Source organism: Clostridium sp. (genome assembly GCF_016650095.1).
Taxonomy (GTDB): Bacteria; Bacillota; Clostridia; order Clostridiales; family Clostridiaceae; genus Clostridium_AD.
Window position 1 is genome coordinate 1 of record NZ_JAENWL010000101.1, and the last position, 10,436, is coordinate 10,436.

Annotated in this window: 10 protein-coding genes; 3 read left to right on the forward strand and 7 right to left on the reverse strand. The window is 27.8% G+C overall.

Annotated elements, in window-relative coordinates:
- Positions 1-365 precede the first annotated feature (365 nt).
- Genes JJE11_RS07985 through JJE11_RS07995 form a run of 3 tightly spaced genes read left to right on the forward strand, consistent with a single transcriptional unit; the run spans position 366 to position 2,648 of the window.
- Positions 366-1,442, forward strand: a complete 1,077-nt coding sequence (locus tag JJE11_RS07985) for a Fic/DOC family N-terminal domain-containing protein (protein WP_291634343.1) — start codon at positions 366-368, stop codon at positions 1,440-1,442.
- A gap of 29 nt (positions 1,443-1,471) precedes the next feature.
- Positions 1,472-2,017, forward strand: coding sequence for a site-specific integrase (locus JJE11_RS07990; RefSeq protein ID WP_291634345.1), 546 nt, complete (start codon positions 1,472-1,474; stop codon positions 2,015-2,017).
- 55 nt (positions 2,018-2,072) lie between these two features.
- Positions 2,073-2,648, forward strand: a complete 576-nt coding sequence (locus JJE11_RS07995; RefSeq protein WP_291634347.1) for a hypothetical protein — start codon at positions 2,073-2,075, stop codon at positions 2,646-2,648.
- 210 nt (positions 2,649-2,858) lie between these two features.
- On the opposite strand, the gene JJE11_RS08000 is transcribed toward JJE11_RS07995, so the two are convergent.
- The 7 genes from JJE11_RS08000 to JJE11_RS08030 all read right to left on the reverse strand — a co-directional run.
- On the reverse strand, positions 2,859-3,029 hold the full coding sequence (locus JJE11_RS08000) for a hypothetical protein (RefSeq protein WP_291634349.1): 171 nt from the start codon (positions 3,027-3,029) through the stop codon (positions 2,859-2,861).
- A 469-nt stretch (positions 3,030-3,498) separates the two neighbouring features.
- The gene (locus JJE11_RS08005; protein ID WP_291634351.1) at positions 3,499-3,873 is read right to left on the reverse strand and encodes a hypothetical protein; all 375 of its coding nucleotides are present in this window, start codon (positions 3,871-3,873) and stop codon (positions 3,499-3,501) included.
- A 33-nt stretch (positions 3,874-3,906) separates the two neighbouring features.
- Positions 3,907-5,079, reverse strand: a complete 1,173-nt coding sequence (locus JJE11_RS08010) for a ParM/StbA family protein (RefSeq protein ID WP_291634353.1) — start codon at positions 5,077-5,079, stop codon at positions 3,907-3,909.
- Between the two features lie 494 nt (positions 5,080-5,573).
- On the reverse strand, positions 5,574-6,764 hold the full coding sequence (locus JJE11_RS08015) for a replication initiation protein (protein ID WP_291634355.1): 1,191 nt from the start codon (positions 6,762-6,764) through the stop codon (positions 5,574-5,576).
- Positions 6,765-7,147: 383 nt separating this feature from the next.
- Positions 7,148-7,672 carry a hypothetical protein gene (locus JJE11_RS08020; protein WP_291634357.1) on the reverse strand — a complete coding sequence of 175 codons (525 nt, stop codon included), beginning with the start codon at positions 7,670-7,672 and terminating at the stop codon, positions 7,148-7,150.
- Position 7,673: 1 nt separating this feature from the next.
- Positions 7,674-8,474: a ParA family protein gene (locus JJE11_RS08025; protein WP_291634359.1), complete on the reverse strand. Its 801-nt coding sequence runs from the start codon at positions 8,472-8,474 to the stop codon at positions 7,674-7,676.
- Positions 8,475-9,223: 749 nt separating this feature from the next.
- A partial coding sequence (locus JJE11_RS08030) for a DDE-type integrase/transposase/recombinase (protein ID WP_291634361.1) occupies positions 9,224-10,436 on the reverse strand: 1,213 nt, incomplete at its 5' end.

The following is a 10,436-nucleotide window of genomic DNA, read 5'->3' on the forward strand; positions in this document are numbered from 1 at the left end:
GATAAACCTTTATAAATAAGAATAACTTCAAGCATAATAACTTTCATTAAATAAACTGAAAGTAACACAATAGTAATTGAGTTACTTTCACATTGAGCGTATTGCTCATTCCTTATTTTTTTTGTTTTTAATGTAACATAACGTGTTGACTTGTTACGTTCAATGTATTATATACATTTTAAATAAGTGCAATAAATATTGTTATAGGTGAAATTAAATTCATTACTTTTATTATTTTATAATATAACACGAGAAAAAATTGCTCACGTCAATATAACGTGAGCAATTTTTTCAATTTATTGCCTATGTTCTATTGATATAAGAAATTTTTTTCTATATAATGAACATAAAGAAGGTGAATAATAATGAATGAAAATATAGTAAAATATTTACCACCCCAAGTTACACTTGAAACAAATAGAATATTAAAGCAACTTTCCCATTCTCACAGAGCATTAGCAGAACTTAAGGGTTATGCAGATACAATACCTAATAAGAATGTCCTTATAAATGCAGTAACTATTAATGAGGCAAAGGATAGTTCAGAAATTGAAAATATAATTACAACTCATGATGAATTATTTAGAGCAATGTCACAGAAAGGGTACAAAAACCTTGCAGCAAAAGAGGTTGTAAGTTATAGAACTGCATTATGGAAAGGTTACGAACTTGTAAAGGGAAATGAGATTTTAACAACAAATATGATTATTGATATACAAAAGACAATAGAAAAAAACAATGCAGGTGTTAGAAAACTTCCTTCTCCAGTACTTAAAAATCAAAGTACTGGAGAAGTTGTATATACACCACCAAGTGGAGAGACAGAAATACTTGATTTAATGTCAAATCTTGAAAAATATATTAATGAAGATTTTGATAATATAGATCCTCTTGTTAAATTAGCGGTAATTCATTTCCAATTTGAGTCTATACATCCTTTTTATGATGGTAACGGCAGAACAGGACGTATTATAAATGTTTTATATCTTGTATTAAAGGATCTTCTAGACAGTCCAATTCTATATTTAAGCAAATTTATTATTCGAAATAAAACTGCTTATTATAAACTACTTAAGGAAGTAAGGACGGTTGGGAAATGGGAAGAATGGGTTCTTTTTATATTAGAGGGTATAGAACAAACTTCTGAGGAGACATTGAAGCTGGTTAAAAAAATTAATACAGAAGTCTCAGATACTGCGGAAGATATTAAGAATGTATTGCCAAAGATTTATTCAAAGGAATTGGTAGACCTACTTTTTTTTGAATTTTATACTAAAATTAAATTTATTGAAAACGGTCTTAATATTTCTAGAAGAACTGCTTCATATTATTTGATAGCATTGGAAAAAGAAGGTTTTTTATCATCTCAAATGATGGGTAAAGAGAAAATATATCTTAATAAGAGGCTATTTGAAATTGTAAAAAGATCTAATATGCAATGAAATATAATTAATAATAGGAAGTGTAAAATATGAATCTAGTCCAACCAATTAGAGATCGTGAAAAACTTGAAGAAATGAAAATGGAATTATTGAAAATAGGATATAAAAACTACTTAATGTTTATTGTAGGAATTAATACAGGCCTTCGGATTGGTGACATATTAGAACTCAAGGTTAAGGATTTGAAAGATAAAACACATATTAAAATAATAGAGCAAAAGACAAATAAAATAAAAAGGGTTTTAATAAATTCATCCTTAAAAATAGAGATAGATAAATATATTAAATTAATGTCGGATGAAGAATACTTATTCCAGAGCAGAAAAGGCGAAAACAAGCCTATTAGTAGAGTCCAGGCATATCGAATACTTAATAGTGCAGCTGATCATGTTGAACTTCAGGATGTAGGCACTCACACCCTAAGAAAGACCTTTGGCTACTGGCATTACAAACAAAATAAAGATGTTGCACTACTTCAACAAATATTTAATCATTCCTCACCTAGTGTTACTTTAAGATATATTGGAATCAATGAGGATATAAAAGATAAAAGCATAGAGAATTTTTATCTATAGGGGTATGAAGTCAACCCAATATATAAGTATATTACAATTATATGAGGTGGATAAAATGAAAAGTGAAGATTATAAAAAACTAGATATATTAAATCAAATAACTTTTATTAATAATAAATTAAAAGAAGGATCATCTTTAACTGAAATTAGTTTAAATATTAATATTAGTAGAAAAACTATAGGAAATAAATTTATAAATGCGGGATATATATTTAGTAAGCCACTAAAACAATATATAAAAAATGATGAATACAAAAGTAATATAACAGTAGTCTCAGTGCCTAAGTCTACTGCAATTAAAGCAATATCAACGCATGAGTATAAAAGTAATACAAATATATTCATTTCAAAAGACTCTGAAACTAAAATATTAAACATCATAGAAAAACATGATAATATACAAGAAATGTTGGAATGGTACAACCATCAAAAAGACATCATTAATGTTGATGTAAGTGAGTTGAAAATTGATAACGATAAATTACAAGGGGAAGTAAAAGTAACCACTGTGCGATTATATGGTGAGGTTTGGGAACACTTTAAAACATTTATGGATACCTACAAAGAATTTAAGTCAATGGATTTAATAAGCATGGCATTAATAGAATATGCTGATAAATACAAAAAATAATTTTATAAATGATATTTATAGTTATGTGTACAAATGGACAAAGTAAATTTAATCTTACTTTCTAATATTTTGCTTGTTGAAATTCTTATCCAACCTCATCACTTTCGTTATTATCCCACCCTAATAGCTTTTTTTCTAGTTTGGGTGTTTTTGCCCATCCACCCGAAAAGGTGGAATAAGCAAATTATCCAATGAATTTTTAAAATATTCTCAAATTGATTCATATTCTTTAATTCTTCTATAAAAAGTATTATTTTTCATGGCAACAAGCTCCATAGCTTTTACAGCAGTTATATTACCTTGCTTCCATTTCATATAAACAGCTTTAAAGTTTTCATCAATGGGTATTTTCTTTCTTCCAAATTTGATCCCTTTTTTCATAGCAATGCTAATGCCTTCCTTTTGTCTTTCTTTTATTCTTGTACGTTCATCATCCGGTTATAAATGTAATTTGTATTAAGTTAATTCGCACTCCTTTTTTTATTTTATCCTTTGCCATTTTTATCCCTCACTTAGTTAGTATTATCAATACTACAATTGTACTTTAACTAACTGGTTTTGAGCAAAAAAATAAGAGCTTTATTATTTAGTGATTAAACCCCAGATATATCAATGCTTTACACTGATGTTATATTCTTTTTCAAGTTAGAACTATTTAGTATTAATTCTAAGTCAGAATGTTTTGATAAAAGCCTCTTTTGGTAATAACTGTCTTAACGTATATTCCCCGCGTTTTGCGAGCACTACCCCTTATATCAAAAATAATATTCCATTAAAGTATAAAAAATAAAGCAACATTATTTTAAATAATGTTGCTTTATTTATATTAAAATACACTTTTATAATTCTTTTACTGATAACATTTTGGAATATCTTCTTTATCTAAATCTGCACTTATTTCATCTTCTGAACTAGTTATTACATTTTCATTTATATCTTTTGATGAATTATTAACTGTACTCTTTTCTATTATCTTTTCTTCTTTATTAGAATTTTTAATTTCTTTTGAAGTATTTTTGTTTTTATTTGAAAAAGCTAAATTATAAATTAATTCATTTAATTTAGACGAAACATTTTCAATCCCATTTTCTGCACAGTACTTTATTATCAAATACCTTAATGATTCTGAAAAATTATCTTGTGCTTGTATAAATTCTTTTATAATTGGATTATCCGTTTTCTTAATAGAAAACGAATATCCCACTCTCTTATTATCAGTTGCCATTATAACACCTCTTTATTATATCTCCTGTACATATTAGGCCTTACTCATAGTGTATTTATCTTTTAAAATAGCAAATATTTTACTGTTAGTAAAATTATATAAACCTTCACATTCTAAATTTATTGTATATTTTTCTGGCACATAAAATAGTTTTATTTGAGCTCTATCACAAAATGATCTTAGATTTTCTTCTAATGATTTTCGCATTAAAATGGACCCACCACCATAAACACATACGACATCAATATCATTATTAGCTTTTTGAATTTCTTGTTTAGCATGAATTAATATTTCTTCTGCTTGCTCTTCGATATATTGCTCTACTATTTCTAATGCAAATTCATGAAATTTATGATTTTTATCTTTAATAACCTCTGAATAATCTTGTCTAGTAAATTTAGATAATCCCTTAGCTGTTTTAAATTCTTCTAAAGCTTTATCAATTGCATGGCCACCCCCGTTATTAGTACCTTGAATAAATTCAGGATTAAACTCAATTCCAGTAGTTATTGGATACTCTGTGGTTCCTTCACCAATGGCAACATGAAGCACTTTAGCATTTTTAAAGAATTCTTTATCTAATTCATCATTATCTTTCTTATTGTGTTCTTCAAATAATTCTTTAGAAGCTTCATTTAGTGCAAATGTTGCCGTAACTCCTTCAGGAATTGTTTTTACAAAAGTAAATTCAATTTCAACTCTAGCATTACTATTACCAACATGAACAGTAACCATATGTTTTTTTGATAAAAACTTATTTGAAAAATCTAAAGCTTTTTTATGAGAATAGTATGATACTGGCAATGAAGTTGTCATATCAACTTTAGTTTTTATAATATCATCAAAATTTCCAACTGTATTGAAATATTCTACTGCAGCATATCCAGCTATTTGAGCTAAAGTATTAACAAGTATTATATCATTCTCAACTTTATTATTATCAATACCTATTTCTATGCTTCTAACTGTTTTTGCTGATTTTAGCGCATAATTACCTAGATAATAAATACCACTTGGATCTTCACATGTAACTATTAAATTATTTTCAATATTTTTTAATACATAGTCCTTATTGACTTCATCAAAGTTAGGCAATTTTCTAACCTTAGCATACACATTTGGTCTATTTATTAACTTACCATTTATTTTTATGTCGTGTTCTGAATTACCATTATCATTTCCTATTTTCATGATTATTTCACTCATTTTCTAACCCCCATCAATTTAATTATATAATACAATTTCATTGTATTTGTATTGTTTTTGTAATATATTTATCATACTTTTATAATTTAATATAATTATATTACAAATGTATTTAATTTGCAATGATAATGTATTGTTATAATATTATATATGTAATGTTTTTTAAATGTTTTTGTATTATTTTTTAGAATAAGGAATTACGAGAATTTGGATAAAAGAATGTATTTTAATAACAATATTATTTTAATAATTAAGCTAACAAAATTTAACACACAACAGTTTCCTCGCTTTTATAGTATATGTAACATTAATTACATTTATAGAATTTATACACAACGCATTCCTACCATTTTAAAATAAAACAGTATATTTATAGAAAAAAATTAACCTTTTAATTCATGATGTATTGAAATATATATAATCGCTTAACTGAATAGGTAGGTTTTTGTTGTGTATAAATTGTTTATTTATAAGAATGCGAGGATTTTGTTGTGTTACTCTTTATCTAAGGCTACTTCGTCAATTGGAGTGCTTTGAGAATCTGTTTCAATATTATCCCATCCTAAAATCTTCTTTTCTAAATCATCAAAATCATATTCTCTTTGTTCGTAATCATTAAATCCACCCTTAGTTTTTTTATATGTCAAAGTCCAGTTTCCTTCTATCGCTCTCATCATAGCGCCTAAATATGATTTTATCTCATTTTTCTTACCATACTCGTCTAATACTAATTTCTTTTCTTTTATGTACTGTCTGATAGATATCTTTAATTGATTTTTTTTAATTGAAATAGATGTCTTTTTAACAAGTTTATCAATTTGTTTAGGACTTATTGTAACTCCTAAAAGTTCTCTGAACTCTTTCACAACGTTGTATTCATTATATTCAGCAGGAACCATATCCGGATTGTCAATGAAACTTACTTGTTCCCTACCTTGGAAATTTACTGATTGATTTACCATTTTAAATTTTACCTTTTCAACTTTTTTATTAACTTTATACAAGCTATCATCCATTTCGATGTATAAGTCTGTAACTTTGTTAATCTGCATTACGGCAGGTTTTAAAATTCTTTGTTTAAAATTAGAGTACTGAGAATATTCAGTATCTTCTATCCCCAACAAAAACCTCAGTTGTCCCACTTCAAAAATTCTTTGACCAAATGCTTGATACTGCTTTAATAATTCGTATATTCTACAAGCATAGTAACTTCTTATGTATTTTTTAACATCAAAATCGAATCTTGTGTAATCACTTTTAAAAACTAATAAATCTGAGATTAAATCGGGATGAAACTGGAGCGCAACTGCATTTCTGTCTTCAGCTATCTTACAGGTTATAACCCATCTTTTCTTAACTAAATCATTATTTTCAAAATATGTAATATTCCTATTATATAACCTATTTGCAGTATCTACTAACTCAGAGTATATTGTATTGTTTTTAATATTATATTCTTTTTTATAGTCTGACACATATACATAAAGTAATTCAAAATCCTTTTGTTTTATAAGTGATTTTACATCTTCAGCAGATAAATTTTTATCTAACATTACAACTTCAAGATTTGATAATGCAAGATCTATCAATCTGTTCTCAGATGTCGTTAATTTATAGCTACCTTCAATTAGATTATTAGACTTTACAATTTCTCTTTTTACAATTTCTTGTTTTTTAATAATCATTACTCCACTCCTCCTAAATTTATTATATATTGTTATATTTTCTAGTAGGTTTTTGTTGTAGGTTAGTAGGTTTTTGTTATAGTTTGGTAGGTTTTTGTTGTAGGTTAGTAGGTTTTTGTTATACATTAGTAGGTTTTTGTTGTGGACACGCCAGTTCATGCAACTCATATCAACCGTCCGATTGAAAAGAAACTGTTTTAAACTCTTATAAAGTCTTTTAAACCTTCTTAAACTACTACATGAGGATTTTGTTGTGGTTTAAAAAATTTGTGCATAACTTATAAATTAGACTAATATCTTATTAATAATATGATACTGTATTATTTTATAAAAAGACATTTATACTTTAATAAATACAATATATATTTATTAAAGTACATAGTCTATTCTTCTTCATTGAATTTTAAGGCGTTTATAGCCTTTACAATGATTAAATCAACAAACTCCGACTTATCATACCCAGTCCTATCTTTACCTGTCCCACGACCTGCATATTCAGCAATTAAGGCTATCGTAGATTCCCTCATATAAAAAGTTACATATTTTTTCTTATTTCTATTTTGATTCTTCAGTGTAAGTTGTATCGGAGAATTATTTTTAATTACTTTGGTTTCATTAGTCTCTTCCTTTTTTTTAACATTTTCTTCAACAGCAGGTTCTTTTTTTGCTTTAGTTTTATTATTTACTTTTTTAATGATTACATTTCTATTAGTTTTAGATTTAACATGAGCATCTGCCACGGTGTCAGTTTCATTTTTAGACTGAGTAGGTTCATCTACCTTTTCTATCTCAGGTGTAGGGGTAAGTAGTTCTTCTTTTTCTTGTAATAGCGAATTGTGTTCTTTTACCCCTAGAACATTTTCATTAGTGAACATGCTTTTAATTTTAGTTCCTTTTTTTATTGCCATATTATATCGCCTCGATTTCTTTTAATTCTTGTACAAATTCTGCATATGCTAGATAACCTGCATTCTTCACATCATAGTAGCTAATAGGCAAATTCACCAACGATGTTTCTTGTAATTTTATATTGTTTGGGATTATAGTTCCAAATGATAATTCTTTAAGTATAGGATTATTATTAACATAATCTATAAAATCTTTTGAAATTTTTATTCTTTTATCATATTTGTTTACTAACAAACCACAAATGTTATTTTCTATTTCAAGTTCATTACAGAGAGAATCCCATTGACTCATTATATTAATTGCACCTTGAATGCTGTGCATTCCAATCTCTGTGACAATAATGATACTGTCTGAAATAAACAAAGCATTTAAATTAGAAATACTCATAGCAGGAGGAGTATCACAAATAACATAGTCATATTTAGCAAGATACTCTTTGTTCTTTTTCATCCATTTTCTCATAATGGCATGTCTCAGCGTAACAGATATAAGTTCCATTTCTGTAGCAGTAAGTCCTTTGTCGCTGGGTATCAAATCTACAGTAGGCATATCAGGAATAGGTTTTTCTAAAATTACATCAATAGGAGCAATATCATTTTTTAGAACATTACTTATGGAATCATACTTTTCTGTAAATTGACTTATATTAAAATTGCTAGTCATATTTCCTTGAGAGTCGAAATCTATTACTAGAACATTCTTATTCTCCTTGGCAAGGAAACCTACTAAATTAAATGCAACATTGGTTTTTCCTGTGCCACCTTTCATGGTTGCGAATGATAATATCTTTGGATTAACCATTAATATTTCCTCCTTATGTTATGAATGTATTGTATTTTTAAATTTTAACATATTTTGTTATAAATTAAAATAGTATTTTGCATTAAAATAATTAATATAATTATAATACAATATTTTATACAATACAAATACAATATATTTTTATTTTAAATTTATTTGTATTGTGTAAAATATTGTATTGTATAATAGATTTTAAATTAAATATAATTATATTTTAGTAAGCTTTATAATGTTAAGAACTTTGTTGTTAAAAGGTTACTTGACATTATAATGGTAAATTTATATACTCTAATCATATTATTGTAAGTACAATATAGTTTAATTCAAGCGAGGTAAATTTAAAGGAGAGATAGGATAATTATTGGGATGAAATTAGAGTATGATATTTATAGTAATTAAAGTAACTATAATAAGACCAGATAGAGTATAGGGGGTATTTTTTGACCTATGTGTAATCAAAGTTAAAATAAGATGATGTAAGAATTTAAAAGCTCTTAACACTAGGATAGATAGTGTTAACTAGTTTATGAAAAAACAAGATTAAAAATTTTCAGATTAAATTGCACCTTGAAAAGTGAAAATATACCTTAAAGTAATGAAACATTAGTTTTGTTATTACTATAATTTTGAAATTTTTCCTTGGAGAGTAAAAAAGTGCAACGCAAATATACCTGTTCTGACAGTTGTTTTTACAGAAGACTGATAGGTAAAACTAATTCTATTATATTAAATATAGATTCTGAATTAGGCTATGCGCTCTGTTTTTGGAGTATAAGCTGTTGTGAAAGTTCAATTAGTTTTTGCCATTTTCCTGGCATGGTGGAAATTTTTTCGAGTTCAGGGATTGAGTTCAATGGTCCCCAATAAGCGTAGCTATGCGGGCGGAGAAAGTTGTAATAGGCCACAAACAGAGCCAAGTGCGTGTTGGAACCTTCTTCACTACCAAAGCCATTTGTAACCCTATAGGAGAATTTAAATGTTCTGTTGAGACGCTCTATTATTTGTTTAAGCCAACGATACTCAGTTGAAATAGGATCGGAGTTAGTAAGTCCAATTACTTGGATTACGTTGAAGTCCATGTTATTAAGTTTAAACTGTTGCTCCGCAAGCTTATATGCGGTATAGCCATCAGCAACGAATTTAAGAGACTTGCCGGGAAATTTTTTGAACTTATCAAAAGCCATACGCATAGTTAAAATACAAGGACCAGTATCACGGCTAAAAGAGGCTTGGTATCCTAAAATTGATTCCTTGATGGCGTCCATAACAAGCCAAATATATTGAGTAGTTCCTTTGACTTTAGTATAAGTTTCATCAGCAGCGAGGTAATTAGTAGGCTTGTAGTCATAATTATCAACAAATGGCTTAACCAAAGCGGCAGCTGTGATGGCGTATATGCTAACCATTACGTGAGAAATTTTGACGCCATGGATTTCCCAAAGAGCAAGCGCCGTACGGCGTGTAGATAGTCCCAAATTAACGTTATATGTTAGACAAAGGCCCATTATATGAGAAGAAAAATTTCTAAATTTGAGGCTAGTAGCTCCATTGGGCATATAAGATAAATCCACATCAAAATAATTAGTGGTAAATTCGCGATAAATGTAATGGAGTTTAAATTTATGTCTATCTTTCTTGTATTCTTTAATGTCTTCAAGCGAAAGCTTTGCAAGAGAATTAAGATAATAAGTGCATTTTTTATTAACGCATTTATGAATATAAAAATTCTTACGGTGCTTCTTCTTATTTAGAGCATGTCCACAAAATGGGCAGAGGAGTTTTTCAGTTTTGAAATCATCTTTGGTTTTATTGAAATGCAAATCACAGACTTTGCACCAAAGTTGACCACGACCGCCAGCATTATCATAAATATAGTTGTACGGAGCACCACATTGAGGGCAGACAGTATCAGGTGATACAGGATTTTTACCGCGAGAATTCACAGGATTTTTGTCTTTACCA